This is a genomic window from Nocardioides sp. NBC_00850, from assembly GCF_045207335.1.
In the GTDB taxonomy this organism is placed as follows: Bacteria; Actinomycetota; Actinomycetes; order Propionibacteriales; family Nocardioidaceae; genus Nocardioides.
Genome location: NZ_CP108845.1, coordinates 5,540,835 through 5,563,538, shown reverse-complemented (window position 1 = coordinate 5,563,538; position 22,704 = coordinate 5,540,835). Strand labels below are relative to the sequence as shown.

Below are 22,704 nucleotides of genomic sequence, written 5' to 3'. Positions count from 1 at the left end.
GGTCAGATCTTGAGGCCGATCGTCATCGGTCCGCTCGAGGTCATCTCGTGCTCGCCGCGCTCGATGCAGAACTCGTTGCCCTCGGGGTCGCGGAGCGCGACGAAGCCGGTCCCGTCCTCCTTGCGGTGGTCACCGAAGATGGTCGCACCGAGCGAGAGCGCACGCTCGACGAGCTCGTCGCGGGTGGTGTCCTCCGGCTTGATGTCGATGTGGACCCGGTTCTTCGCGGACTTCGCCTCGGGCACGGGGACGAAGAGGAACATCAGCTCCTTCGACGGGAAGCTGCGGGCGACGATCACCTCGGGGTCCTCGTCGTAGAAGAGGTGCCAGCCGGTGACGGCCGACCAGAACTCCCCGAGCTTGCGGGGGTCGGCGCAGTCGAAGGTGAGGTGGCGGATCTGGATAGTCATGGCCGGATCATCCACCGAAGCCCCTCCGATGAGGAACGGGTTATTCGACGAACTCCGAGACCGTACGCGGCGTGGCCGCCGCCGCGAGGGCGACGGCCGTCTCGAGCGGCACGTCCGGGATGTCGACGTGCTCCTGGCCGGCCGCGGTCATCGCGGTGACCTGGGCCAGGCCGATGCGGCGGTCGAAGAAGGTCTGCCTGACCCGCCAGCCGATGATGCCGTCGGTCTGCAGCGCGGTGCGCACTGCGGTGTAGGAGCCGGAGCGGACCACCAGGTAGCGGTCGGTGAGCGCGTGGCCTAGGTGGCGGTGACGCAGTTCGGCACCGAGCAGCCCGAGAACGAGGGCCAGCAGCAGCATGGCGACCGGGATCCACCAGAGCCAGACGTCGCCGAAGACGCCGATCAGCACGGTCGGGACCAGCGCGACGAGCGTCCATACGACGGTGGCGACGACCGCCCGGAACCAGTAGCGCCGGCGTGGCCGCGGCCCGTGGCCCGTGAGCGCCGCCGAGAAAGCGTCCTCACCGAGGATGTCGGTGCCGACGTCGTAGGCGACCTGCTCCGGGGCCGTCGGCAGGACCGCGGGGGAGTTGTCGTCGAGCCCGGTCGTCAGCAGGTTGAGGTCGGCGCCGCCGGCCAGGCCGATCAGCGGGCCGACGGTGGAGGTGGCGCCGCGTACCTTCGCCTCTTCCACCGTCGTCGCGCGGGTGCTGGTCAGGCCGAAGCTGCGCCGCAGTGTGGTGCCCTCCCTGCCCTGCTCGCGCACGACCTGGAGATCCCACCAACGCACCGCGTAGCCGACGCACGACCCGATCGCCCACACCGCGGCCGCGCCGACGATCGCGATCGGGATGGCGATGAACAGCATGCGCACGACCTCGTCGACCGGGACGCCGTTGACCTCACCGTTGGTGACCCGGACGCCGAAGGACCCCCACGGGATCAGGTCGGAGAAGGCACCGAAGACCGCGCCCAGACCGCCGACCGCGATCGCGAGGTTCTTGAGGTTGAGCGGGGCGTACCTGATCCAGGACCAGTCGAGCCTGGCGATGACCTCGCCGTCGGACGGGGTCGCGACGGGCTCGGTCTCTGGCGAGGAACCTTCAGCTGAGGGCACGGCGGACGCGGATGGCGCGGATGCCGATGGCGCTGGGGCCGCGTGCAGAAGCTCGCGCCGCAGCCGGGCGGCGGCGTCCTTGGTGAGCGAGTCGAGGGTGATCTGGCCCTCGTCGACCCCGGTCCCGACGTTGACCTTGGTAACCCCGAGCGCGCGATGGATGAGGGTCGAGCTCAGGTCGACGCTGCGCACCCGGTCGAGCCGGGCGGTCAGGGTGGTGCGGTTGAGCAGACCCTTGCGTACCTCCAGATGTGTCGGCGTCACCCGATAGCTCGTGGTCAGCCACGGGACCATGCCGGCCAGGGCCGCGACCACCGCGATGCCGGCCGCGACCAGTAGACCGATGAACACGTTCGCCTGCCCGGCACCGAAGGCACCGACCGCGGCCGGGATGATCGCCTGACGCAGCGTCGAGAGCGGGCTGACGACCGCGGTCCAGCCGGCCAGGCGCTGCCACTCCGCGTCCGGAGCGACAGGAACGTCAGGGACCTCGGGTGTGCTCACGTCGCGTCCTCAGGCGTCGCCGCGGTGATCGCCACCAGCTTCGCGACGACCTCGAGCGCGAGCGCGTCGTCGAGGCAGGCGATCTGGACGATGCCCGCCGAAGAGGCGGTGGAGACCTTGACCGTACGCAGCCCGAACCGCCGCATCAGCGGCCCCTGGGTCGAGTCGACCGTCTGCACCCGGGAGAGCGGCACGATCTCGTCGACGACGGTGAGCCACCCGTGGCGTACGTGGACGGCGATGTCGGTCACCTCCCACCGGTGGATCCGGAACCGGATCGAGGGCACGAAGGTCAGCCCCGGCACCGGCGCCAGGACGAAGACCACGGCGACGAGCCAGAGGATCCAGGTCCAGAAGCCGTCCGGGACGAGGACCGCCGCCACGATCGCACCCACCGCGAGGGCCAGCCAGATCACGGCGCCGATCGCCTCCGCCGTACGCCAGTACGCCGGCGCGCGTTCGGAGACCTGATGTGCGGGTTCGCGCAGTCGCTGTGGTGCGTCGGGGGCGTTCACGGGCGCGAGCCTATTGGGTGAGGTCCCTTTACCGTCGGAATTCGTGATCGGCGGTTCTGGCCTGACCGCCCCAGCGCTGTCCGGCGTTTCGGCCGTGGTCGGCGTACGACCCTAGGATTGTCGATCGTGGCACTCACCATCGGCATCGTGGGACTTCCCAACGCGGGCAAGTCGACCCTCTTCAACGCTCTGACCAAGAACGACGTACTCGCGGCGAACTACCCGTTCGCCACCATCGAGCCCAACGTCGGTGTCGTCGGGGTGCCCGACGAGCGGCTGGCCGAGCTGGCGAAGATCTACGGGTCCCAGAAGCTGCTGCCGGCCACGGTGCAGTTCGTCGACATCGCCGGCATCGTGCGCGGCGCCTCGCAGGGTGAGGGCCTGGGCAACAAGTTCCTCTCCCACATCCGTGAGTCCGACGCGATCTGCCAGGTCACCCGGGTCTTCCGCGACGACGACGTCACCCACGTCGACGGCAAGGTCGAGCCCGCCAACGACATCTCCACCATCCAGACCGAGCTGATCCTCGCCGACCTGGAGACGGTCGAGAAGGCGATCCCGCGGCTGGAGAAGGAGTCGCGCAAGGCTCCTGACCTCAAGGCGAACCTCGCCGCCGCGGTCGAGGCCAAGGAGGCCCTCGAGGCCGGCACCCCGATCATCGCCACGAAGATCGACCGTGCGCTGATCCGCGACCTGATGCTGCTCACCGCCAAGCCCTACATCTTCGTCTTCAACTGCGACTCCGACGAGCTCGCAGACGAGGCTTTGAAGGACTCGATGCGCGAGCTGGTCGCCCCGGCCGAGGCGATCTTCCTGGACGCGAAGTTCGAGTCCGAGCTCGTCGAGCTCGACGAGGACGAGGCCCGCGAGTTCCTGGCCGACGCCGGCGTCGAGGAGCCCGGCCTGGACATCCTCGCCCGCGTCGGCTTCGACACCCTCGGCCTGCAGACCTACCTCACCGCCGGCCCCAAGGAAGTACGCGCCTGGGAGATCCCCAAGGGCGCCACCGCCCCCGAGGCCGCCGGTGTCATCCACACCGACTTCCAGAAGGGCTTCATCAAGGCCGAGATCGTCTCCTACGACGACCTCATCTCCGCCGGCTCCGTAGCCAAGGCCCGTGACCTCGGCAAGGTCCGCATGGAGGGCAAGGACTACGTCATGGCCGACGGCGACGTCGTGGAGTTCCGCTTCAACGTGTGAACCTCCAGGCCCGAGCCTCTGCGGAGATACTCGTGTCATGACGATCGACCGTCTGATCGTGTCGGGGCTGTTGCCGGCCGACGACGCGGAGTGGTCGCCGGTCGCCGGCGGAGAATCCGGTGCCACCGTGCTTCATGACCATGAGGCGGCGCGCTATGCGAAAGTCGTTCCTGCTGCGGCGGCGCAGGACCTGGCTGCGGAACGAGAGCGGATCATCTGGCTCGGCGAGGCAGGTCTCCCTGTCGCCTCCGTGCTCGACTGGCGCGTGACACCTGATGGCGCGTGCCTGATCACCAGTGCGGTGGCCGGAGTCTCGGCCGACCAGCTGGATGCCGTTGCGCTTCGACGCGCCTGGCCGAGCATCACCGAGGTCGTTCGTACGCTGCATGGCCTTCCTGTGGAGGAGTGTCCCTTCGACAGGGGCCTTGGGGCGATGATGCGGCTCGCCCGTGAAGTGGTCGCCGCGGGTCGAGTCCAGGCTGAGTTCCTGCCAGTAGAGCTGCAGCACGTGCCGCCGGCGATGATTCTCGACGGGATCGAGGACGAGTTGCCGCAGCGTACGGTTCATGAACGCAGCGCACCTGTCGTGTGCCACGGCGACCTCTGCCTTCCGAACATCCTCGTGGATCCGGACACGATGCTCGTATCTGGATTGATCGATCTGGGGCGTCTCGGTCGTGCGGACCCGTACGCTGATATCGCCCTGTTGCTGGAGAATGCTCGCGAAACCTGGCGTGATGAGGCCACCGCTTCCCAGGCCGATCGTGAGTTCGCCGAGCTGTACGGAATCCGTCTCGACGCCGAGCGTCGGAGCTTCTATCTGCGTCTCGACCCACTGACCTGGCCCGGCTGAACGGTCAGGCGCCAGAGGTACGTCCCGCGACTCCCACCCCATCCGGCGCCTCGTCCACTGATCGAGCGGTGGCTCCGCTCGGTTCGGCGAATACCGCACCTGATGAGCGGAGGCCGTCGGCCTGATCCGCATAGGTGATACTGAGCGGGCATGACACGCCGCCTCAACCCAACACTGGAGGTTCCATGCCCAAGGGCTACTGGGTCAGCGCCTACCGCACCATTTCAGACCCCGAGAAGCTGGCCGCTTACAACAAGCTTGCCCCGCAGGCCGTCAAGGCCGGGGGCGGTCGGGTCCTCAGCCGTGGCAGTCGGGTCGTGGCGCACGACGCCGGAATCGCCGAGCGCACCGTCCTGATCGAGTTCGACAGCTTCGAGCAGGCCGTCGCGGCGCACGAGAGCGCGGCGTACCAGGAGGCGCTGGCCGCCCTCTCCGTCGGCGTCGAGCGCGACTTCCGCATCATCGAAGGCATGGACTGACCGAAGTCCAGGATCTTCAGGTGCCACGGATCGAGCTCACCACTGAGATTCCGGCGACGCCGGGGCGGTGCTTTGAGCTGAGCTTGTCCGTGGACGCGCACCAGTCGTCGATGTCCGACTCGGGTGAGCGCGCCATCGCCGGTGTCACCTCGGGTGTGATGCGTCTCGGCGACTCAGTGACCTGGGGAGCCCGACATTTCGGGATCCCGTTCACGATGACCTCGGTGATCAGTCAGTACGACGCTTCGTACCGGTTCGTGGACGAGCAGGAGTCCGGCCCGTTTCGGCGGTGGTGGCATGAGCACCGATTCGAACCAGTCGCCGGCGGCACCCGGATGACGGATGTCGTGGAGTTCGAGTCGCCGGCCGGAGCGGTCGGGCGGTTCGTGAACGCCCTCGTGCTGACTCGGTACATGACGAAGCTGCTGGAGCAACGGAACGCGTGGTTGGTCGACGCTCTCTCTGCGCCTGAGGTCTGATGGCTCTCGTGGCGCGAGCACTCGTCGCCCCGTGCTGCTGGCCACCGCTAGTCTCGGCTGACGTCTCGGCTGATGGAGTGGAGTTGCGATGGTTGGCCAGGTTGAGGTGATGCGGATCGTCGCGCTTGTGGCGCTGTGGTGGGTGCCGACGATCGTCGCGCTGGTCCTGATCGTCCGCAGTATCTCTGCCCGGGGACGCATGAGTGGGCTGGACGTCCTCGACATCGTGATGGTGCTGGTCTTCAGCTGGGCAGGTGCCTTGGTCTACTTCCTCATCGCGTTCCTGCGTCACCGACAGGAGTCCCGAGCCGTGGTCGCGGTGTCGCCTGCGATCGTAGAGACCGAGACGACCTTGAACCGGGTCGATGAGGCGTACGCGCTGGCCTGGGCCGAAGCGCGTACGGCAGCCGACGACGACCTGATCGACGTGCTCCGCCAGGCAGGACTCGGGCCGAGTTGGACCGAGCCTGGCCGGCCGCGGGCGGATCTGCTGCTCGCCATCTGGCGGGCGGGCGCTACCCCGCGATCCGCCTCGAGACAGCTTCGCGAAGCACTCGGCGCACGGTCTGGCGCTTGACCCTGGTGGGGACCAGGAGAAGTCTGGAGAGATGACTAACCGTGCGATCGATGACTCGCGTTCGCTGCTGACTCTCGGCCGGGTGGACTCGGTGCGGGTCCAGGTCGGCTATCGGGCCAGCCCGGACGAGCAGGTGGATCGGCAGTACTTGCTCGACCTGTCGGTCCCAGAGCCGGACGGCGGGGGAGGCGAGGATGTCCTCGACGAGCGGGGGATCCTCGCCGCACTGGAGCCAGTCTTGTACGCCGGGGCCGACGCGCGGCGGCACTACTCGCTGCACCAGCACCGATGGCACACCAGTTGGGGCGCCAGTCCGGGCGCCCTCGAGATCGGGCTGCTGGTGAACACCGGGCCCCGGACCACGACCGTCTCGGAGGCGTCGTACGCCGGTGTGTCCCGCGCCTTTCGTGACGTGATGGAGGTGGTCGGCCAGCCGGAGCGGACGCCGATTTCGCGGGAGTCGGCGGTCCAGCGCACCCGGCGCGCGGCCGCGACGGCGTACGCCGTGGACCCGGACGCCCTGTCGCTCCGCGCGGAGGAGCACCACGCGGCGGACAACTCCTGGACGCTCACCTTGCGCTCCACCGCGGGGGATGAGTACGACGTGGTGGCCGGCTTCGTCGAGGGGTACGCCGGTTCGGTGTCGGTGCGGCACGCACACCGGATCGAGGCGTCCGACTCCCTCGGGCCCGAGTGACCCGGAGCCATGAAGTCGCCGCGACGGCACCCGCCACCTGTCGTACCCCAAAGCTCGGACCGGACGTAGGACCGGGCTTCGGCTCGGATGAGTCGTAGGGGCAGCATCTTCGCAGTCCTCCGCGGTCAGGTGTGGGTGCCGACGTTGATCACCCGCCCGGACGAGTCGCGGTAGAAGAATCGGCGCACGCCCCACTCTTCCGTGGACAGGGGGTGCACGATCTCAACGCCCGCAGTCACTGCCGTGGCGTGGGCAGCTTCGACATCGTCGACGAAGATCGAGACGTCCGGGTTGACCGACGCCGTTGCGTCAGTGGTCATCAATCCGATCTGGTGGCCGGCGTCGTCGGCAAGGAAGGCAATCCACCCCATGTTCATGACCACCCGCATGCCGAGCAGGCCGGTGTGCTCGGTGATGGCGGTCGCGAGATCATCGACGGTCAGGATCGGGGCGATGCGCTCGATCTCCATGCAACAATCCGATCATATTCAGCGGCCTCGGTTCGAAACGTTGGTCAGCGACAGAACGGTGGAGTTCCGCTTCAACGACTGAGCGCCTCGGCAGCGCGAATGTGCGGATAGGCCGGGTCGCGTCCCTGGAAGCTCAGGATGCTCGGGTTGCTGATCACGCCGTGGTCGATCTCGATCGCCCGGGAGACGGTCCGGTCCGCCGCCCAAGCGGTCGGCCCCTCCATGACTGTGCGCAGGAACGGGAGCAGCGCCTCGCTGATCTCCCAGGTGGCCGAGTTCCACAAGTACGACGGGGTGTGGTCGACCGCGTAGTAGTTGACGCCGGTGCCGACCGTGAACATCGGGTCGTCGAACGTGGTGGGCTTCGCCCACTCGAACCCCATCCCCTCGTCGCACGAGACGTCGACGATCAGGCTGCCGGTGGCGAACCCCGCCAGATCCTCGGTACGCAGATAGGTCAACGGTGCGGCGACGTCCTGGAGCGTGCAGTTGACGACGATGTCGTGCGACGCCAGGAACTCCGGGAGCAGGACGTTGCCGTCCTTCGTGAGCACCTCGCTGAGGTGGGTCTCGCCGTCGCCGGTGTGGAGCTGGGCGATGTGCGCGCCGTGGATCGGGGAGCCGACCGCTGCTGCGCCGCGCTGGGTGAGGACCTGGATGTCGTGGATGCCCTGCGCCGTGAGCGCAGTCACCGCACCCCGTGCCGTCGCCCCGAAGCCGATGACGACTGCGCTGCGACGAGGCCCGTACATGCCCGTGGATCCGATGAGGCTCAGGGCATGGAGCACCGAGCAATAGCCGGCGAGCTCGTTGTTCTTGTGGAACACATGCAGGCTGAAGTCACCACGGCCGCTCCAGTGGTTCATCGCTTCGAATGCGATCAGCGTGAGCCGGCGGTCGATCGCCGTCTGCGTCAGCCCGGGGTCCTGCACACAGTGCGGCCATCCCCACAGCACACGCCCCTGGGGGATCACGGCCACGTCGGCCGCCTGCGGCTTCGGAAGCAGCAGCACGTCAGCCGTCTCGATGACCGCGGATCGATCCGCGACCCTACCGACCCGCGACTCGACGTACCCGGGCTCCAGCTGGAAGTCAGCGCCGTAGCCACGCTCGACGATCATCCGCGCGCGGATGTCCGGGTCGATCAGATCGAGGTGATGAGGGTGGATCGGCAGCCGGTGCTCGTTCTCCATCGAGGATGCCGCGAGCAGTCCGAGGGTGAGCAGCGTGCTGGTCGATGAGCTGGGGGCGGTGGAAAAGGGTAGAACAGCGCCGGACATCCGGACTCCCATCATTGGGGAACCAGGGTCAGCTCCTGACTCGATCGTACGTGCCCCCTGTTCTGCCTGGCGATCGCCGACAACGTGACCGTGCTGGCTGCTGCCCCGAACCAGTCGCCGGTGGCACGTTGATGACGGATGTCGTGGAGTTCGAGTCGCCTGCCGGGTCGGTCGGGCGGTTGGGCTCTTCCTGTCCCGTCACGATGCCTCGCGCAGGACGAGCTCGAGCAGTCCGGGGAAGCGCGCCTCGAGGTCCTCGCGCCGCAGGCGGTTCATGCGGCGTACGCCCACATCGTGCTGGTGGATGATCCCCGCCTCGCGCAGGGTCCGGAAGTGCCGGGTCCCTGCGGCCTTGCTGACGGGCAGCGGGAACTCGGTGCAGGGCGTGGGGTCCGCCGAGGCGGCGAGCTGGACCACGATGCCCCGTCGGATCGGGTCCACCAGCGCCGACATGACCTGGAACAGGTCGAGCTCCTCCCGCTCGGGGTGCGTGAGGGGAGTCGAGGTGCGGCTGGCCATGTTCTCAGTATCTCGCAGGCCTATGTTTAAATGAAGGTGAACATAGCGACGGGACGTCTCAGCACGTACAGTCCACCACCTTCGTCGGATCGAGGATCATGTCCAGGCTCGGAATCATCGGCAGCGGGAACATCGGGGCGGCCATCGCCCGGCTGGCGGTGGCGGGCGGCGTACCTGTCGTCATCGCCAACTCGCGGGGACCGGAGAGCTTGGCCGGCCTGGTGGAGGAGCTGGGCCCGCTGGCCGTGGCGGGTACGACCGAGGATGCGGCGGCCGCGGGCGAGGTCGTGGTGCTCTCGGTGCCGCTGCCGGCCCACACGAGCATCCCGCCGTCGCTGCTCGCCGGCAAGGTGGTGCTGGACACGGGCAACTACTACCCCTACCGGGACGGCCGCATCCGCGAGCTGGACGACGAGCAGGTCACCACGAGCGAGCTCGTGCAGCGGCACTTCGCGGGCGCGCAGCTGGTCAAGGCGTTCAACAACATCCTGGCCCATCACATCCCGCTGCTCGCCCGGCCTTCAGGAGCCGCCGACCGTACGGCCCTGCCGGTGGCCGGCGACGACCAGCGGGCGAAGTCGCTCGCGGCCGCCATGATCGATCGCCTGGGCTACGACGTGCACGATGCGGGAACCCTCGCCGAGAGCTGGCGCTTCGAACCGGAGGCTGCCGGCTACACCCGCGTCTACCTCGCCGACCAGTCGACGCCAGTCGAGGACATGCTGACCGCACCCGCCGCTCCGGTTGACGCCGAGCGTCTTGCGTCTGTGCTCGAGAGCGCTGAGCGCGTACGGGTCGCGGAGCGGTCCTTCTGAAGTCCCGGATCGCCGCCGACTACCGCCAGGGCTGCCGCCCGGGGCCGGTGGGGTGGGTGCCGGTGACGCCCATGACGACCGAGTAGAGGCTGGTCTCGGCGGTGATGAAGAGTCGGTTGCGCTTGGCGCCGCCCCACGAGATGTTGGAGACGACTTCGGGGACGTTCAGCCGGCCGATGAGAGTGCCGTCGGGGTCGTAGCAGTGCACGCCGTCGTTCATCGCGGCGGCCCAGAGGCGACCGCCGTCGTCGAAGCGGAGGTTGTCGAAGCGGGCGTCGTCGCGGGCTCCGGCGTTGGCGAAGACCTCGCCGTCGGACAGGGTGCCGTCCTCGCGTACGTCGAAGACCCAGATGTGGCCGGCGCGGGTGTCGGAGACGAAGAGCTGGCGTTCGTCGGGGGAGAAGACCAGCCCGTTCGGGGCGCCGAAGCAGTCCGCGACCAGGCGGACCTCGCCGGTGGCGGGGTCGATCCGGTAGACGTTGTTGGAGCCGATCTCGCTCTCGGCGCGGTAGCCCTCGTAGTCGCTGGTGATGCCGAAGTCTGGGTCGGAGAACCAGATCGAGCCGTCGGATTTCACGGTCGCGTCGTTGGGGCTGTTCAGGCGTTTGCCCTGCCAGCGCTACGCCATCGAGGGCGTCAGCGGAACCCAGGCGACGGTGGTCCTGGAGACCTTCTTCGAGCGGCCGCTCTCGCCTCTGGTCGCGGACCAGGCCTGATGCCCGAGGGGTGACTCACTCAAACCGGGTGAAGCAGTGATGGCTAGGTGCGCGAACGGTGGAAGTGGCCGACCTCCCCAGGTGCAGGTTCAGTCCTTGACGTACTTCCCCCTGACGGTCGGTCGTTGCCCGGATCCGCTGAGTAGAGGACAAGTCATGGCCGACAAGGAATTCAACGGCGTCATCAATCTGGACGTCCGGGACTCGGTCCCGGACTGGTCCCCGTACGAGCTTCCGAGGGCGCAGGAGGGCGCGCCCAACGTGCTCGTGGTCCTCTACGACGACACCGGCATGGCCACCTGGTCGCCGTACGGCGGGCGGGTCAACATGCCGACGCTGCAGCGCCTGGCAGACAACGGACTGACCTACACCCAGTGGCACACAACCGCGCTGTGCTCGCCGACCCGATCTTGTCTGCTGACCGGCCGCAACCACACCACGAACCGGGTGGCCTCGATCATGGAGGCGACCAACGGCTTCCCGGGGCAGGCCGGCCGCATTCCGGAGGAGTGCGCCACCATCGGGCACATCTTGCAGGACAACGGGTACAGCACGTTCTGGCTGGGCAAGAACCACAACGTTCCGGAGGAGGACAACTCCGCCGGTGCCAGCCGCAAGCAGTGGCCCCTGCAGCAGGGCTTCGACCGGTTCTACGGCTTCCTCGGAGGCGAGACGAACAACTGGTACCCCGACCTGGTCGAGGACAACCACTACATCGACCAGCCCTACACGCCCGACGAGGGTTACCACCTCTCCAAGGACCTCGCCGACCGCGCGATCAAGATGCTGCGCGATCAGAAGGCGTCCAACCCGTCGAAGCCCTGGTACATGTGGTTCTGTCCCGGCGCCAACCACGCGCCGCACCACGCACCCCAGGACTACATCGACAAGTACAAGGGCGTCTTCGACGACGGCTACGACGCCTACCGCGAGTGGGTGCTCGCCCGAATGATCGAGAGAGGCGTCCTGCCCGAGGGCACCGAGCTGACCCCCTGGAACCCCGTGGCCGAGGATCAGGCCAACCCGGCCGACCATGTCACGCCGTGGGATGAGCTCAGCGATGACGAGAAGCGACTCTTCGCCCGGATGGCGGAGGTCTTCGCCGGCTTCAGCGAGTACACCGACGCGCAGGTCGGCCGGGTCATCGACTACCTGGAGGAGACCGGTCAGCTCGAGAACACGATCGTCTTCTACTGCGCCGACAACGGCGCCTCGGGCGAGGGATCGGACGCCGGTTCGGTCAACGAGAACAAGTTCTTCAACAACTACCCCGATGACCTCGCCGAGAACCTCGCAATGCTGGACAAGCTCGGTTCGCCGGAGACGTACAACCACTATCCGACCGGCTGGGCGGCCGCCTTCAGCACGCCGTTCCAGATGTTCAAGCGGTACAGCCAGTACTCCGGCGGCACGTGCGACCCGTTGATCATCCACTGGCCGGCCGGTATCAAGGCGAAGGGCGAGATCCGGCACCAGTACCACCACGTCACCGACATCGTGCCGACCATCCTGGAGCTCGCCGGCCTGGAGATGCCGGAGGTCTACCGGGGGGTGGAGCAGGAGCCTCTGCCCGGGGTGTCGATGCGCTACAGCTTCGACAGCCCGGACGCGCCGACCAAGAAGAAGCGCCAGTACTACAACATGCTCGGCACCCGTGGCGTCTGGCAGGACGGCTGGAAGGCTGCCGCCACTCACGCACCGCTGTCCGGGAAGGGCAACTTCGATCAGGACCGGTGGGAGCTGTACCACGTCGAGGAGGACCGGTCGGAGTCGAAGGACCTGGCCGAGCAGTATCCGGAGAAGGTGCAGGAGCTGGTCGCCGCCTGGTTCGAGGAGGCCGAGAAGTACCACGGGCTCCCGCTCGACGACCGCTCCGCGATGGAGCTGGCGACCACCCCGAGGCCGGTGCCCGAGCCGGCACGCAACCGCTACGTCTACTACCCGGGCAGCGGTGCGGTTCCGGAGGGCGTGGCTGTGAACGTGCGGGGCCGGTCGTACAAGATCATCGCGGACGTCGACATCAGCGACGGCGCCGAAGGGGTGATCTTCGCGCACGGCTCCCGGTTCGGCGGGCACGCCCTGTTCCTCCAGGACGGCAAGCTCCACTACGTCTACAACTTCCTCGGCATCCCGCCGGAGCAGACCTTCGTCTCTGAACCGCTGACCCCGGGGCCGCACGCGCTGGGGATGGAGTTCATCCGCGAAGGCGTCGGGCCGTACAAGGAGTCGGTCGGCACCACCAACCTGTACGTCGACGACCAGATCGTGGCCACGGGGGAGATGCGTGCCCAGGTCGGCAAGTTCACCCTGTGCGGCGATGGCCTCTGTGTCGGCTTCGACAGCGCCGATGCGGTCAGCCGCAGCTACCGGGCACCGTTCACGTTCACCGGGGGAAAGATCCTCGGCGTCGCCGTCGACGTCAGCGACGAGAGCTACCTCGACCTCGAGACCGAAGCTCTCGCCGCCTTGGCCCGCGACTGAGCAGGAGGGATGCGTACGCCGGTGAGTTCCTCGGAGACGGTCCACAGTCGCTGCTGGGTCTGCGGGTCGTAGGAGGCGGGGCTCGAGGTCACCAGCTTCGGATGTCCGCGGACCTCGCCCCGGCCGCCGGGTCCGTAGTACTGGCCACCGAGGACGGCCGGGTCGGTGGCGGCGCGGAGCGTGGGCAGGGCGCCCATCTCGGCCGGCTGGGTGATCAGCGGCGCGAGCCAGGTGAGCGGCACCCGAAGTGCGGCGGGTGTGTTGCGGGCGAGCTCGGTGTTGGATCCGCCGGGATGAGCGGCCACCGCGACCGTGGTGCCGTGCGGTGCGAGCCGGCGCTGAAGCTCGTAGGTGAACATCAGGTTGGCGAGCTTGGCCTGGCCGTAGGCGGCGACGCGGCTGTAGGAGCGTTCCCACTGCAGGTCGTCGAAGTGGATGTCGGCCCGGATGCGGTGACCGATGCTGCTGACGGTGACGACCCGGGACCCGGGGACGGGGAGGAGGTGGTCCAGCAGCAGCCCGGTGAAGGCGAAGTGGCCCAGATGGTTGGTGCCGAACTGCAGCTCGAAGCCGTCCTCGGTGGTCTGCTTCGGCGTGTACATCACGCCGGCGTTGTTGATCAGGAGGTCGATCCGCGGATGGGCGGCGCGGAGATCGGCGGCCGCCGATCGGATCGAGTCCAGAGAGGTCAGGTCGAGGACCTGGACGGAGACGTCGCCGTCGATGCGTGCGGCCGCCTGCTTCCCCTTCTCGACGTCGCGGACGGCCAGGACCACGTGGGCTCCGTGCTCCGCGAGCATCCGGGCGGTCTCGTAGCCCAGCCCGGTGTTGGCGCCGGTCACGATCGCCACTCTGCCGTGCTGATCGGGGATGTGCTGCTCGGTCCAGGTCTCGCTCATTTGTCCGCTCCCTAAAGAACCATCGGTCTGTTACGACCAACTTAAGAGACCGGTGGTCTAATGTCAAGGGACCGGCGGTCTTTAAGTTAGCCTGGGACCGTGACATTCCAACGGGCGCGAAGCGACGAGCAACGGGAGATCCGCCGCCGGGCGATCCTGGACACGGCGGCGGCGATGCTCGACGAGATGCCGGTGGCCGAGGTGAGTCTCAACGAGCTCAGCCGGCGGGTGGGGCTGGCCAAGTCGAACGTCCTGCGCTACTTCGAGTCGCGCGAGGCGGTGCTGCTCGAGCTGCTGGACGACTTCTTGGGAACGTGGCTCGAGGAGCTGGCCGAGGAGCTGGCCGCGGGTATCGAGGCCGACGCGTCACCGGAGGTGCGGGCGGACCAGCTGGCCGAGGTCCTCAGCCGGTCGCTGTCGGAGCGGATGGTGCTCTGCGACCTCTTCGGCGCGCAAGGCGGTGTCCTCGAGCACAACGTCTCGGTCGAGGTCGTCAAGCGCCACAAGCGCTCCTCCCACGCGAAGCTCGTGACCATGGTCGAGCTCGTGCGCCGTCACCTGCCCGAGCTCGGTGACGGCGCCCAGACGTTCTGCGTGATGAGCCTGATCTCCGCGGGTGCTCTCGCGGCGTACGTCCCCCCACCGCCGAGCCTGCTAGCCGCATATGCGGACGAGCCGGACCTCGGCGTACTCCATCTGGATCTGCGCGACGCCCTGCGGACCTCGTGCAGCGCCGCACTCGTGGGCGTGCTGCCACGCGCCTGATGTCAGGCGGGGACCTTGTCGAGGAAGCCGCGTACGTCACGGATCCGCTGGTCCGCATCGACCACGACCACGTCGAAGCCGACGACGACCGGCTCCTCGCCGGCCGGTCCCAGACCCCACTGGAAGCGGGCCTGCTGGTGGTGGAAGTCGACCGTGCCCACAGGGGTGAACACGAAGTCCGGGAACTGCGCGCGTACGGCCTGGATGGTCGCCCCGACGGCCTCGCGCCCCTGCACGTCGGCGAGCGGGTCCACGTAGACGCAGTCGTCGGACCAGTGCTTGGCCAGCAGCTCGGTGAGCACCGACTCGTCGGTGGCGTTCCAGGTGTCGAGGTAGCGCGTCACGATGTCGTTCATGGTGTCTTCCTTCTCTCGGATCGGGTTGCCACGAGAAGGTTCGCCGCTGATCGGTGCGCCGGTCGATGACCTCTGAGGTCATGGTCGTTGTGATGCCGGGTTGGCTAGCCTCGGGCCGTGATCTCAACCGCGACGTCACCGTCAGCGTCTTCATCATCTGTCGGCACTGAGCTTCGCCGCTGGCGCGAGCTGCGGTCCTTGAGCCAGCTCGCGCTCGCCACCCAGGCCGAGGTGAGCACCCGGCACGTGAGCTACGTCGAGAACGGACGCTCCCGGCCGACGCCGGAGATGATCGTCCGGCTGGCCGAGGTGATGCGGGTGCCCATGGCCGAGCAGAACCGGCTGCTGCTCGCTGGCGGCTTCGCCCCTCGCTATCCGCACCGCGCCACCGACCACGACGCGCTCGCGCCGGTGATGGCCGGACTTCGCAGCCTGTTGGACGCACATGCGCCGTATCCGGCTCTGCTCCTCGACGACCATTGGGACATCGTCGATGCCAACCAGCCCGTCGACGGGCTGCTCGACGGCTGTGACCCCAGCCTGCTCGAGCCTCCGCTGAACGTGATCCGGCTCTGCCTGCATCCGCGAGGACTCGCCCCGCGCATCCGCAACCTCCCCGTCTGGCGTGCTCACCTGCTCCACCAGCTCGGCCGGCGCATCACGCACACCGGCGGTGACCCGGCCCTGGTCGGGCTCCGCGACGAGGTCACCGCCTACCCTCCGGTGACGGGTCGTCCGCCCGGCCGTTGGCCGACCCGGTCGTCCCGCTGGAGATCGAGGCAGGGGGCCTCGTGCTCCGCTTCTTCAGCGTCGCCAGCCAGATCGAGAGCGCCTCCGACGTCACGCTCAACGGCCTCCATCTGGAGACCTTCGTCCCCGCCGACGACCGGACGCGACAGGTGCTGAGCGCCGGTCGGGACGAGGTGAACGCGTGAGCCTCTTGCTCGGCCTCTGTTATTGGGCCGCCTACCTCGGCGGGTGGACTCGGGCTCGCCCGCTTCGACCAGGGTTCGGTCAGCCCTTGATCAGCCGCATGGTCTGGTGCGAGAGCAGCCTGTTCACCGCGGGCAGCCGGGAGATCGTCCCGACGATGAGGGCCTCGTACGCATCGGGGTCGGCGACCTGGACGCGCAGGTAGTAGTCGGGCTGGCCGAGCATGCGGCGCATCTCGGTGACCTCGGGGACCGCGACGGCGGCGGTCTCGAAATCCTCGATGGTCTTGCCGTCGTTGACGGCGATGTCGATGGCCACGATCACCTCGAAACCGCGTCCGCCGCTCTTCGGGTCGATGCTGGCGTGGTAGCCCTTGATCACGCCTTCGCGCTCCAGGCGCTGTACGCGGCGCAGACATGGCGCCGGGGTGAGCCCGACCCGTCGGGCCAGCTCGGCGTTGCTCAGCCGGGCGTCATCCTCGAGCTCGGCAATGATTGCTCGATCCAGGTCGTCAATCGCATGATCATTGCGCACAGTGGCACTTTAGCATCGCCAATGGGCAACCCAAGGACGTCAGAACTTTCCTAGGCTTGCGGCATGCAAGTGATGGAGTCGGAGGCAGTTCCCCAGGCGCGCGACGAAGCGCGCAGCGAGGTCGCGGCGGGATGGCGCATCGTGCTTCCCGCCTGTGTCGCGGTCGTCCCGCTGGGGCTGGCGCTCGGCGTACTTGTGGTCCAGTCCGGGCTCGCCTGGTGGTGGGCGCCGGTGCTCGGAGCGGTCGTTTTCGCCGGCTCCATGGAGTTCCTGCTGGTCGGCCTCCTGGCCGCCGCCGCGCCGCTGGCGCAGATCGCGGTGAGCACGCTGCTGGTGAACTTCCGGCACGTCTTCTACGCCATCTCGTTCCCGATGCACCGCGTTCACGGCCGCGGGTGGAAGGCCTACAGCACCTTCGCCCTGACCGACGAGGCGTACGCGCTCACCGCGACGCCGGAGGCGGCCGGCTGGTCGCGGACGCGGATCATCAGCATCCAGGCGTTCTTCCATCTGGCGTGGGTGCTCTGCGTGGCCGCCGGCGCCGGGCTGGGCTCGCTGATCCCGCCGCAGGTGGTCGGCCTCGACTTCGCCGTCACCGCATTGTTCGTGGTGCTGGGGATCGAGGCGTACAAGGTCCGTCGGTCGGTGCCGATCTCGGCTCTTGCTCTGGGCTGCGCGATCGTCGCGGCGCTGATCTCGCGGGACAACATGCTGCTGATCGCGATGGGCATGTTCTGTGTCGCGCTGGTCTGCTCGTACGTCCTCGCCGCCCGCAGGAGCAGGCGTGACTGATCCCTGGTACGTCCTGTCCGCCGTCCTCGTCTCCGCGGCCGTCACCTGGACCCTTCGCGCGGCGCCGTTCGCGATGCTCGCTCCGCTGCGCCACAGCGCGCTGCTGGCCTACATCGGCGACCGGATGCCCATCGGCGTGATGGTCATCCTCGCCGCCTACACCCTTCGTGACACCGACCCTGTCGTCCTGACTTCTGCCGGACCGGCCGCCCTGGCCCTCGCGATCACGATCGGGCTGCACCTGTGGCGAGGCAGCATGACGCTGAGCATCTTCGCCGGCACGGCGGCGTACGTCCTGGTCACCTCCGTCATCGCGGCCTGAGCGGCGGCGATCGCGACTACGGTGTGCGCATGACCGTAGAGAACAAGGCCAGGAAATCTCGTCAGCGAGGCGACGGACGGAACAGGTTCGAACACTTCGTGGAGGTGGTCACCTCTGTGGTCAGCCATGCTCCGTTCTTCTATGTGATCGTCGGCGTTCTGCTGGTATGGGTGGTGAGCTTCCCGCTCTGGTCCTCGAGCACCAAGTGGGAGCTGGCGGTGCACACGGGTTCCTCGGTCCTCTCGCTGCTGTTGCTCGTGCTGCTCCAGAACGCCGAGCGGCGTTCGGAGGAGGCGTCCCACGAGAAGCTCAACGTCATCGCCTCGGCCCTCTCTGATCTCATGGAGTCCCGGGCCCGCGACGACGAGGAGCTCGCCGACTCGGTGCGCATCCTGCGCGAGGCCGTGGGGCTCGAGGAGCGACACTGAATACTGGCGACATCACCCGCTGAGAAGGAGTGCACATGACAGAGCAGACGATCCCTGAGCCGGTCGCGGCCTTCATCGAGGCCGTCAACCGGCACGACGAGTCCGCGTTCCTCGACGCCTTCACCGAGGGTGGAGCCGTCGACGACTGGGGCCGTGTCTTCACCGGACGTGAGCAGATCAAGGGGTGGAGCGACAACGAGTTCATCGGCGCGAACGGCACCCTCGCCGTCGAGGAGGTCGAGGCCGCGGGCAACAGCGTGACCGTCATCGGTGACTGGCGCTCCACCCACGCCAACGGCCGCTCGAAGTTCGTCTTCGAGATCGACGGCGACCGGCTCACCAAGATGACCATTCGCGAGGGCTGACCCGCCTTGACCTCGATCCGCTGGGGGAGTGGGCGCTGGACCCATCCGCCCGTCGCCGCTGTCGAGCGCGGCTCCGACCTGCTCGTCACCGCCGCCGAGGGGAGCGACGCGTGGCGTACGACCTCCTACGGGTTCGTCCAAGACAGCGAGCACGCCCTACTGGCTCCCTTCGGCCAGGACACCGCGGTCGAGGTCGAGTTCACGGCCGCGTTCTCGCAGCAGTTCGACCAGGCCGGGATCTTCGTACGCGTCAGCGAGTCACACTGGGTCAAGGCAGGCGTCGAGTACGCCGACGGCCGTCCGCAGCTCGGTGCCGTCGTCACCGACGGCAGGTCCGACTGGTCGCTGGCGCCGGTGCCCGACTGGCGCGACCGGCGGGTCCTCATGCGGGTCAGCCGATCCGGTGACGCGCTCACCATCCGGGCCGCGGTCGACGGTGGGTCTCTTCAGCTCGTCCGACTGGTCCCCTTCGCCCCGGACCTCTTCGCCGAGGCCGGGCCGTTCACCTGTGCTCCCACGCGGGCAGGGCTCACGATCGCCTTCCATGCCTGGCGTACGACTTCGGCCGACGCCGCCCTGCACTGATCGGCTAGTTGATGATCTCGGCCCGGTCGTCCGTCCGGATGGCAGCGAGGCGGTCTCGCCACATCTGCAAGGCCTCGGGGGTCAGCCGGGTCCAGTCGTGGACCTCGGAGACGATCCGGAGCGGCGCCTTGCTGCGGTAGGAGCGGGTCGGGTTGCCGGGGAACTTCTTGTCCGTGACATTGGGGTCGTTCTCGTAGTCCCCGGTCGGTTCGACGAGGTAGACCCGTGGATCACCGTCGCCGGGGGCGATCTCGGCGGCGAGACCTGCGCCGTCGGGAAGCGCGGTGAAGTAGATGTGGTTCATCACGACGTCGGGCTTGTAGTTGGAGCGGAACCCGGCGGTGAGTAGATCTCCTTCGCGAAGATCGGCCTTTGTGCCGTGGTAGAACGGCCCGTCGTCCAGCGGCTTACTCATGGCTGCAGGTTATTCGACGGATCGGGCATTTGTGTTTGGGTTCCAGCGTGGGTGGGGCCAATACGTTGTTTGGGTTGGGAGATTTAGAAGCAGGGTGCCTGGGTTGGGTGCCACGTGGGTGTCTTGCGGGCTTCCAGCAGCGGTCTGGGTTTTGGTGGGGATACCTGTCCCTGATTGGGTTCATGGGTTTTGCGTTGTGTGGTAGGCTCGGCACAGGCGTGAACGTGAAGGCCGACCACCTCTCAAGAGGCGTGCTCTGTTCATCCGGGACACAACGGGTGTGGGGTAATCCAGGGGAACCAGGGGCGTGAACGCTGAGCTGCGAGGGTAAGTAATAGCCCGTACTGCCGGGCCTCCGAGACCAGCGAACCAACCGGGATTCTGCACAGGCAGAAACCCTTGAGTTCGTACGTCGGGAGGTGACCGTGATGACCACGCTGCAACAGCCACGACACCCTGTGCTCGGGGCCGTGGTCGCGGTTACTGCCTCGCTTGGTCTGGTTGCTGAGGCGAATCCGGCGTTCATGGCCACCGACCAGAAGGCCGCCACCCTGGTCGAGATCGCGCGGGCGAAGGCGCAGTTGGCTGAGCTCGAGCTGCGGGTGCTCGCCGTTGCTGACGATGTCGCGGCCGAGTCCGCGGCGCGGGATGTGGCGGCGTGGCTGCATCACCACACCCACCAACGCCCCGAGACCCTGCGCGCCGACCTCCGGTTGGCCGAGGCCTTGGACCGGACCTATCACCAGGTCGCCGAAGCCATGCGCCGCGGGGACTGCAACCCGGCCCAGGCCCACGTCATCGTGAATGCCCTCGACGACCTCCCCGCCGACCTCGACCCCGAGATCAAGACCAAGGCCGAGGAGGCCTTGGTCGCTTACGCGACCCGGTTCGACCCCACCCAACTCCGTCGTCTCGGGCGCCGGATCCTCGATGTCATCGCGCCCGAGATCGCCGAGGCCGAAGAAGCCCGACGCCTCGCCGCGGAGGAGGCCCACGCCCGCAAGAAGACCCGACTCAGCATGCGCCGTCTCGGCGACGGCACCACCCGCATCTCGGCTGTGGTCCCGGATGCGGCCGCGGACCGGCTGGCCACCAACCTGGAAGCCTTCGCCTCACCCCGCCGCGACGACGGCACCCGCACCGACACCGGCGAATACCTCCCCTACGACCGCCGCCTGGGGCGAGCGTTCTGCCAGCTCCTCGAGACCCTCGACCCGACCGGCTCCCGATCCATGGCGGGGACGCCACCACGGTGATCGTCACGATCGATATCGACCAGCTCCGCAAAGAGGCTGGCGTCGGTGACATCCTCGGTGGCAGCCCGATCACCGCGGCCGAGGCACGGCGCCTGGCCTGCACCGCGAACATCATTCCGGCGGTCCTCGGGGGTGCCTCGGAAGTCCTCGATCTCGGGCGCAAGGAACGCTTCTTCACCGCCGCCCAACGCCGTGCCCTCCTGCTGCGTTCGGAGACCTGTGAGGCCGAGGGCTGCGACATCCCCGGCACCTGGGCAGAGGCCCACCACTGGATCGCCTGGGCTCAAGGCGGCGCGACCGACCTCGACAACGCCGCCCTGCTCTGCTCCCATCACCACCACCGCGCCCACGACGCCGCGTACCTCCACGAACGCCTACCCAGCGGCGACATCCGCTTCACCAGACGCACATAGACCCGACGTACGGTTGCCAACATGAGCGCCATCCCGATCGGGCCGACACCGGAGGGCATCAGACCAGCGGAGCCGGCGGATGCCCCGCGGCTGAAGGAGATAGCGCGAGCGGCGTACGCGAGGTACGTGGAGCGGATCGGGCTCGAGCCGGCGCCGATGGGGGCGGACTACGAGGAGGCGATCGAGTCCGCCGAGGTCTGGGTGGCGACGGCTGATGGCGAGGTCGCCGGATACGCGGTCATGAGGCACCCGGGGAACGACGGCGTGCTGTTGGAGAACCTCGCGGTGGCACCGGGTCATCAGGGCAGGGGGATCGGACGAGCGCTGATCGCCCATGTCGAGGCTCGCGCGATGGCCCGCGGCGCGAGGTGCGTCGAGCTCTTCACGCATGAGGCGATGACCGAGAACCGGCGACTCTACGCGCGGTTGGGGTATGGGGAGACCGGCTACTTGGTCGAGAGTGGATACCGTCGTGTGCTCATGAAGAAGACACTCTGATGTGGGTATCGGTGGTCGGGTCTTCTGGTTCGGGCAAGTCGACGGTCGCCAGGAGACTGGCGGACATCCTCGGCGTGCCTTACGTCGAGCTCGCCGCGATTCATTGGCGCCCGGGGTGGGTCGAGGAAGAACCCGCCGCGGTGGCGCGTGATGGTGCAGGTCACTCTGCGTACGTTGCGGAGAGCCGCACTCCCGCCTGCGATTCGTCAGGCTTCGATCGAGGCGGGATGTCGAACGGTTCCTAGCGCGCGCCGCCGGCGTGCAGGATCTCGATGTCGAGTGCTGACAGCTGCTCGATCACGTCATCGGCCGGGTCGGCGTCGGTGATGATGCCGGTGATCTGACCCCAGGGGAGCACCCGGTAGGGGGAGGCGGTGCCGATCTTCTCCGAGGAGGCGAGGATGTACGTCTCGGCCGCACGCGCGGCCAGGGCGCGCTTCATCGCTGCGTCCTCGGCGTCGCCAGTGGTGAGACCGGCCTCGGGGTGGACGCCGGTGACGCCGATGAGGCAGAGGTCGGCGGAGACGTTCTGGGCTGCCTCGACGGCTGCCGCGCCACAGGCGACGGCGGAGTGCTTGAAGACCCGGCCGCCGAGGAGGAACAGGTCGGCGCTCGGGTGCTGCAGGAGGGCCGCGGCGACGGTCGGGCTGTTGGTGATGACGGTGCACTCCAGGTCCCGGGGAAGCGCCTCCGCGACGGCGAGTGCGGTGGTGCCTCCATCCAGGATGAGCGTGCTTCCGGGGCGTACGAGACCGGCCGCCGTGGCCGCCACCGCACGCTTTCCACCGGGCTCGACGGTGTGACGAGTGGTGTAGTCGACGACCGCGGGGGAGACGGGGAGCGCGCCACCGTAGACCCGCTGGCAAAGCCCCTCCGCGGCCAGATCGCGCAGATCGCGGCGGATGCTGTCCTCGGAGACGCCCAGGTCTGTCGCGACATCCTTGGCCACGATCTTGCCTGTTTCGTCCAGAATGCGCAGGAGGTGAGCGCGACGCTGTCCAACAAGCATGCACGTTCCTTTCTATTCTTGC

General features: G+C 68.0%; 32 protein-coding genes. 20 read left to right on the top strand and 12 right to left on the bottom strand.

The window, feature by feature from the left end; translation table 11 throughout:
• Window positions 1–2: 2 nt before the first annotated feature.
• The 3 genes from OH802_RS27020 to OH802_RS27010 are packed head-to-tail and all read right to left on the bottom strand — an operon-like array spanning window position 3 to window position 2,546.
• Window positions 3–410: a VOC family protein gene (locus tag OH802_RS27020; RefSeq protein WP_355018503.1), complete on the bottom strand. Its 408-nt coding sequence runs from the start codon at window positions 408–410 to the stop codon at window positions 3–5.
• 40 nt (window positions 411–450) lie between these two features.
• The gene (locus OH802_RS27015; RefSeq protein ID WP_406023459.1) at window positions 451–2,031 is read right to left on the bottom strand and encodes a PH domain-containing protein; all 1,581 of its coding nucleotides are present in this window, start codon (window positions 2,029–2,031) and stop codon (window positions 451–453) included.
• Window positions 2,028–2,546 (bottom strand): PH domain-containing protein, encoded by a 519-nt coding sequence (locus tag OH802_RS27010; RefSeq protein WP_406023458.1) that lies wholly within the window; start codon window positions 2,544–2,546, stop codon window positions 2,028–2,030. Before OH802_RS27010 ends, OH802_RS27015 begins: the two co-directional genes overlap by 4 nt.
• Window positions 2,547–2,672: 126 nt before the next feature.
• Between OH802_RS27010 and ychF the strand changes: the two genes are divergently transcribed.
• From ychF to OH802_RS26980, 6 genes are all read left to right on the top strand, one after another.
• Complete coding sequence (gene ychF, locus OH802_RS27005) at window positions 2,673–3,746, top strand: redox-regulated ATPase YchF (RefSeq protein WP_141803377.1); 1,074 nt, start codon at window positions 2,673–2,675, stop codon at window positions 3,744–3,746.
• Between the two features lie 37 nt (window positions 3,747–3,783).
• Entirely contained in the window at window positions 3,784–4,599 is an 816-nt protein-coding gene (locus OH802_RS27000) for an APH(3'') family aminoglycoside O-phosphotransferase (RefSeq protein WP_406023457.1), read from the top strand.
• Window positions 4,600–4,784: 185 nt separating this feature from the next.
• Window positions 4,785–5,078: a DUF1330 domain-containing protein gene (locus OH802_RS26995; protein ID WP_406023456.1), complete on the top strand. Its 294-nt coding sequence runs from the start codon at window positions 4,785–4,787 to the stop codon at window positions 5,076–5,078.
• 20 nt (window positions 5,079–5,098) lie between these two features.
• Window positions 5,099–5,557, top strand: a complete 459-nt coding sequence (locus OH802_RS26990) for an SRPBCC family protein (protein WP_406023455.1) — start codon at window positions 5,099–5,101, stop codon at window positions 5,555–5,557.
• An 88-nt stretch (window positions 5,558–5,645) separates the two neighbouring features.
• Window positions 5,646–6,134 carry a hypothetical protein gene (locus tag OH802_RS26985; protein ID WP_406023454.1) on the top strand — a complete coding sequence of 163 codons (489 nt, stop codon included), beginning with the start codon at window positions 5,646–5,648 and terminating at the stop codon, window positions 6,132–6,134.
• Between the two features lie 31 nt (window positions 6,135–6,165).
• Entirely contained in the window at window positions 6,166–6,831 is a 666-nt protein-coding gene (locus OH802_RS26980) for a hypothetical protein (protein WP_406023453.1), read from the top strand.
• A gap of 125 nt (window positions 6,832–6,956) precedes the next feature.
• Here OH802_RS26980 and OH802_RS26975 read toward each other — a convergent pair whose 3' ends face one another.
• From OH802_RS26975 to OH802_RS26965, 3 genes are all read right to left on the bottom strand, one after another.
• Window positions 6,957–7,301, bottom strand: coding sequence for a VOC family protein (locus OH802_RS26975; RefSeq protein WP_406023452.1), 345 nt, complete (start codon window positions 7,299–7,301; stop codon window positions 6,957–6,959).
• Between the two features lie 71 nt (window positions 7,302–7,372).
• Entirely contained in the window at window positions 7,373–8,581 is a 1,209-nt protein-coding gene (locus OH802_RS26970) for a N(5)-(carboxyethyl)ornithine synthase (protein ID WP_406023451.1), read from the bottom strand.
• Window positions 8,582–8,779: 198 nt separating this feature from the next.
• Window positions 8,780–9,100 (bottom strand): ArsR/SmtB family transcription factor, encoded by a 321-nt coding sequence (locus OH802_RS26965; protein WP_406023450.1) that lies wholly within the window; start codon window positions 9,098–9,100, stop codon window positions 8,780–8,782.
• Between the two features lie 98 nt (window positions 9,101–9,198).
• On the opposite strand from OH802_RS26965, the gene OH802_RS26960 reads away from it, so the two are divergent.
• Window positions 9,199–9,915 (top strand): NADPH-dependent F420 reductase, encoded by a 717-nt coding sequence (locus tag OH802_RS26960; RefSeq protein ID WP_406023449.1) that lies wholly within the window; start codon window positions 9,199–9,201, stop codon window positions 9,913–9,915.
• A 19-nt stretch (window positions 9,916–9,934) separates the two neighbouring features.
• On the opposite strand, the gene OH802_RS26955 is transcribed toward OH802_RS26960, so the two are convergent.
• A complete protein-coding gene (locus OH802_RS26955; RefSeq protein WP_406023448.1) occupies window positions 9,935–10,492 on the bottom strand; it encodes an SMP-30/gluconolactonase/LRE family protein in 558 nt (185 codons plus the stop codon).
• Between the two features lie 10 nt (window positions 10,493–10,502).
• On the opposite strand from OH802_RS26955, the gene OH802_RS26950 reads away from it, so the two are divergent.
• Window positions 10,503–10,631, top strand: a complete 129-nt coding sequence (locus OH802_RS26950) for a hypothetical protein (protein ID WP_406023447.1) — start codon at window positions 10,503–10,505, stop codon at window positions 10,629–10,631.
• 156 nt (window positions 10,632–10,787) lie between these two features.
• On the top strand, window positions 10,788–13,112 hold the full coding sequence (locus tag OH802_RS26945; RefSeq protein WP_406023446.1) for an arylsulfatase: 2,325 nt from the start codon (window positions 10,788–10,790) through the stop codon (window positions 13,110–13,112).
• Here OH802_RS26945 and OH802_RS26940 read toward each other — a convergent pair.
• Window positions 13,064–14,011, bottom strand: a complete 948-nt coding sequence (locus tag OH802_RS26940) for an SDR family NAD(P)-dependent oxidoreductase (protein WP_406023445.1) — start codon at window positions 14,009–14,011, stop codon at window positions 13,064–13,066. The genes OH802_RS26945 and OH802_RS26940 overlap by 49 nt on opposite strands.
• 99 nt (window positions 14,012–14,110) lie before the next feature.
• Here OH802_RS26940 and OH802_RS26935 point away from each other — a divergent pair, with 99 nt between their 5' ends.
• Window positions 14,111–14,776 carry a TetR/AcrR family transcriptional regulator gene (locus OH802_RS26935; protein WP_406023444.1) on the top strand — a complete coding sequence of 222 codons (666 nt, stop codon included), beginning with the start codon at window positions 14,111–14,113 and terminating at the stop codon, window positions 14,774–14,776.
• 2 nt (window positions 14,777–14,778) lie between these two features.
• On the opposite strand, the gene OH802_RS26930 is transcribed toward OH802_RS26935, so the two are convergent.
• Window positions 14,779–15,132, bottom strand: coding sequence for a nuclear transport factor 2 family protein (locus tag OH802_RS26930; protein ID WP_406023443.1), 354 nt, complete (start codon window positions 15,130–15,132; stop codon window positions 14,779–14,781).
• A 198-nt stretch (window positions 15,133–15,330) separates the two neighbouring features.
• On the opposite strand from OH802_RS26930, the gene OH802_RS26925 reads away from it, so the two are divergent.
• Window positions 15,331–16,038, top strand: a complete 708-nt coding sequence (locus OH802_RS26925; RefSeq protein ID WP_406023442.1) for a helix-turn-helix domain-containing protein — start codon at window positions 15,331–15,333, stop codon at window positions 16,036–16,038.
• A gap of 108 nt (window positions 16,039–16,146) precedes the next feature.
• On the opposite strand, the gene OH802_RS26920 is transcribed toward OH802_RS26925, so the two are convergent.
• On the bottom strand, window positions 16,147–16,599 hold the full coding sequence (locus OH802_RS26920; protein ID WP_406023441.1) for an Lrp/AsnC family transcriptional regulator: 453 nt from the start codon (window positions 16,597–16,599) through the stop codon (window positions 16,147–16,149).
• 63 nt (window positions 16,600–16,662) lie between these two features.
• On the opposite strand from OH802_RS26920, the gene OH802_RS26915 reads away from it, so the two are divergent.
• The 5 genes from OH802_RS26915 to OH802_RS26895 are packed head-to-tail and all read left to right on the top strand — an operon-like array spanning window position 16,663 to window position 19,091.
• On the top strand, window positions 16,663–17,391 hold the full coding sequence (locus OH802_RS26915; RefSeq protein ID WP_406023440.1) for an AzlC family ABC transporter permease: 729 nt from the start codon (window positions 16,663–16,665) through the stop codon (window positions 17,389–17,391).
• Window positions 17,384–17,713 (top strand): branched-chain amino acid transporter permease, encoded by a 330-nt coding sequence (locus tag OH802_RS26910; RefSeq protein WP_406023439.1) that lies wholly within the window; start codon window positions 17,384–17,386, stop codon window positions 17,711–17,713. Before OH802_RS26915 ends, OH802_RS26910 begins: the two co-directional genes overlap by 8 nt.
• 29 nt (window positions 17,714–17,742) lie before the next feature.
• Complete coding sequence (locus OH802_RS26905; RefSeq protein ID WP_406023438.1) at window positions 17,743–18,141, top strand: low affinity iron permease family protein; 399 nt, start codon at window positions 17,743–17,745, stop codon at window positions 18,139–18,141.
• Window positions 18,142–18,176: 35 nt separating this feature from the next.
• Complete coding sequence (locus tag OH802_RS26900; protein WP_406023437.1) at window positions 18,177–18,506, top strand: nuclear transport factor 2 family protein; 330 nt, start codon at window positions 18,177–18,179, stop codon at window positions 18,504–18,506.
• A gap of 6 nt (window positions 18,507–18,512) precedes the next feature.
• On the top strand, window positions 18,513–19,091 hold the full coding sequence (locus tag OH802_RS26895; RefSeq protein ID WP_406023436.1) for a DUF1349 domain-containing protein: 579 nt from the start codon (window positions 18,513–18,515) through the stop codon (window positions 19,089–19,091).
• A 4-nt stretch (window positions 19,092–19,095) separates the two neighbouring features.
• Here OH802_RS26895 and arr read toward each other — a convergent pair whose 3' ends face one another.
• Window positions 19,096–19,506, bottom strand: coding sequence for an NAD(+)--rifampin ADP-ribosyltransferase (gene arr, locus OH802_RS26890; RefSeq protein ID WP_406023435.1), 411 nt, complete (start codon window positions 19,504–19,506; stop codon window positions 19,096–19,098).
• A gap of 428 nt (window positions 19,507–19,934) precedes the next feature.
• Between arr and OH802_RS26885 the strand changes: the two genes are divergently transcribed.
• From OH802_RS26885 to OH802_RS26870, 4 genes are read left to right on the top strand one after another with little or no spacing between them, the layout of a single operon-like run.
• Complete coding sequence (locus OH802_RS26885) at window positions 19,935–20,762, top strand: DUF222 domain-containing protein (RefSeq protein WP_406023434.1); 828 nt, start codon at window positions 19,935–19,937, stop codon at window positions 20,760–20,762.
• Window positions 20,759–21,175: a DUF222 domain-containing protein gene (locus tag OH802_RS26880; protein WP_406023433.1), complete on the top strand. Its 417-nt coding sequence runs from the start codon at window positions 20,759–20,761 to the stop codon at window positions 21,173–21,175. Before OH802_RS26885 ends, OH802_RS26880 begins: the two co-directional genes overlap by 4 nt.
• A gap of 21 nt (window positions 21,176–21,196) precedes the next feature.
• Window positions 21,197–21,673: a GNAT family N-acetyltransferase gene (locus tag OH802_RS26875; protein ID WP_406023432.1), complete on the top strand. Its 477-nt coding sequence runs from the start codon at window positions 21,197–21,199 to the stop codon at window positions 21,671–21,673.
• On the top strand, window positions 21,673–21,918 hold the full coding sequence (locus OH802_RS26870; protein WP_406023431.1) for an AAA family ATPase: 246 nt from the start codon (window positions 21,673–21,675) through the stop codon (window positions 21,916–21,918). Before OH802_RS26875 ends, OH802_RS26870 begins: the two co-directional genes overlap by 1 nt.
• Here OH802_RS26870 and OH802_RS26865 read toward each other — a convergent pair.
• On the bottom strand, window positions 21,915–22,682 hold the full coding sequence (locus OH802_RS26865; protein WP_406023430.1) for a DeoR/GlpR family DNA-binding transcription regulator: 768 nt from the start codon (window positions 22,680–22,682) through the stop codon (window positions 21,915–21,917). The two genes, OH802_RS26870 and OH802_RS26865, sit on opposite strands and share 4 nt — an antisense overlap.
• Window positions 22,683–22,704 lie beyond the last annotated feature (22 nt).

Coding starts and splice junctions, on each gene's coding strand:
- OH802_RS26865 (WP_406023430.1), bottom strand. CDS start 22,682: ATGCTTGTTGGACAGCGTCGCGCTCACCTCCTGCGCATTCTGGACGAA.
- OH802_RS26975 (WP_406023452.1), bottom strand. CDS start 7,301: ATGGAGATCGAGCGCATCGCCCCGATCCTGACCGTCGATGATCTCGCG.
- OH802_RS26965 (WP_406023450.1), bottom strand. CDS start 9,100: ATGGCCAGCCGCACCTCGACTCCCCTCACGCACCCCGAGCGGGAGGAG.
- OH802_RS26980 (WP_406023453.1), top strand. CDS start 6,166: ATGACTAACCGTGCGATCGATGACTCGCGTTCGCTGCTGACTCTCGGC.
- OH802_RS26870 (WP_406023431.1), top strand. CDS start 21,673: ATGTGGGTATCGGTGGTCGGGTCTTCTGGTTCGGGCAAGTCGACGGTC.
- OH802_RS27020 (WP_355018503.1), bottom strand. CDS start 410: ATGACTATCCAGATCCGCCACCTCACCTTCGACTGCGCCGACCCCCGC.
- OH802_RS26900 (WP_406023437.1), top strand. CDS start 18,177: ATGACAGAGCAGACGATCCCTGAGCCGGTCGCGGCCTTCATCGAGGCC.
- OH802_RS26875 (WP_406023432.1), top strand. CDS start 21,197: ATGAGCGCCATCCCGATCGGGCCGACACCGGAGGGCATCAGACCAGCG.
- OH802_RS26905 (WP_406023438.1), top strand. CDS start 17,743: ATGACCGTAGAGAACAAGGCCAGGAAATCTCGTCAGCGAGGCGACGGA.
- OH802_RS26985 (WP_406023454.1), top strand. CDS start 5,646: ATGGTTGGCCAGGTTGAGGTGATGCGGATCGTCGCGCTTGTGGCGCTG.
- OH802_RS26915 (WP_406023440.1), top strand. CDS start 16,663: ATGCAAGTGATGGAGTCGGAGGCAGTTCCCCAGGCGCGCGACGAAGCG.
- OH802_RS26960 (WP_406023449.1), top strand. CDS start 9,199: ATGTCCAGGCTCGGAATCATCGGCAGCGGGAACATCGGGGCGGCCATC.
- OH802_RS26930 (WP_406023443.1), bottom strand. CDS start 15,132: ATGAACGACATCGTGACGCGCTACCTCGACACCTGGAACGCCACCGAC.
- arr (WP_406023435.1), bottom strand. CDS start 19,506: ATGAGTAAGCCGCTGGACGACGGGCCGTTCTACCACGGCACAAAGGCC.
- OH802_RS26995 (WP_406023456.1), top strand. CDS start 4,785: ATGCCCAAGGGCTACTGGGTCAGCGCCTACCGCACCATTTCAGACCCC.
- OH802_RS26885 (WP_406023434.1), top strand. CDS start 19,935: ATGACCACGCTGCAACAGCCACGACACCCTGTGCTCGGGGCCGTGGTC.
- OH802_RS26940 (WP_406023445.1), bottom strand. CDS start 14,011: ATGAGCGAGACCTGGACCGAGCAGCACATCCCCGATCAGCACGGCAGA.
- OH802_RS26945 (WP_406023446.1), top strand. CDS start 10,788: ATGGCCGACAAGGAATTCAACGGCGTCATCAATCTGGACGTCCGGGAC.
- OH802_RS27000 (WP_406023457.1), top strand. CDS start 3,784: ATGACGATCGACCGTCTGATCGTGTCGGGGCTGTTGCCGGCCGACGAC.
- OH802_RS26970 (WP_406023451.1), bottom strand. CDS start 8,581: ATGTCCGGCGCTGTTCTACCCTTTTCCACCGCCCCCAGCTCATCGACC.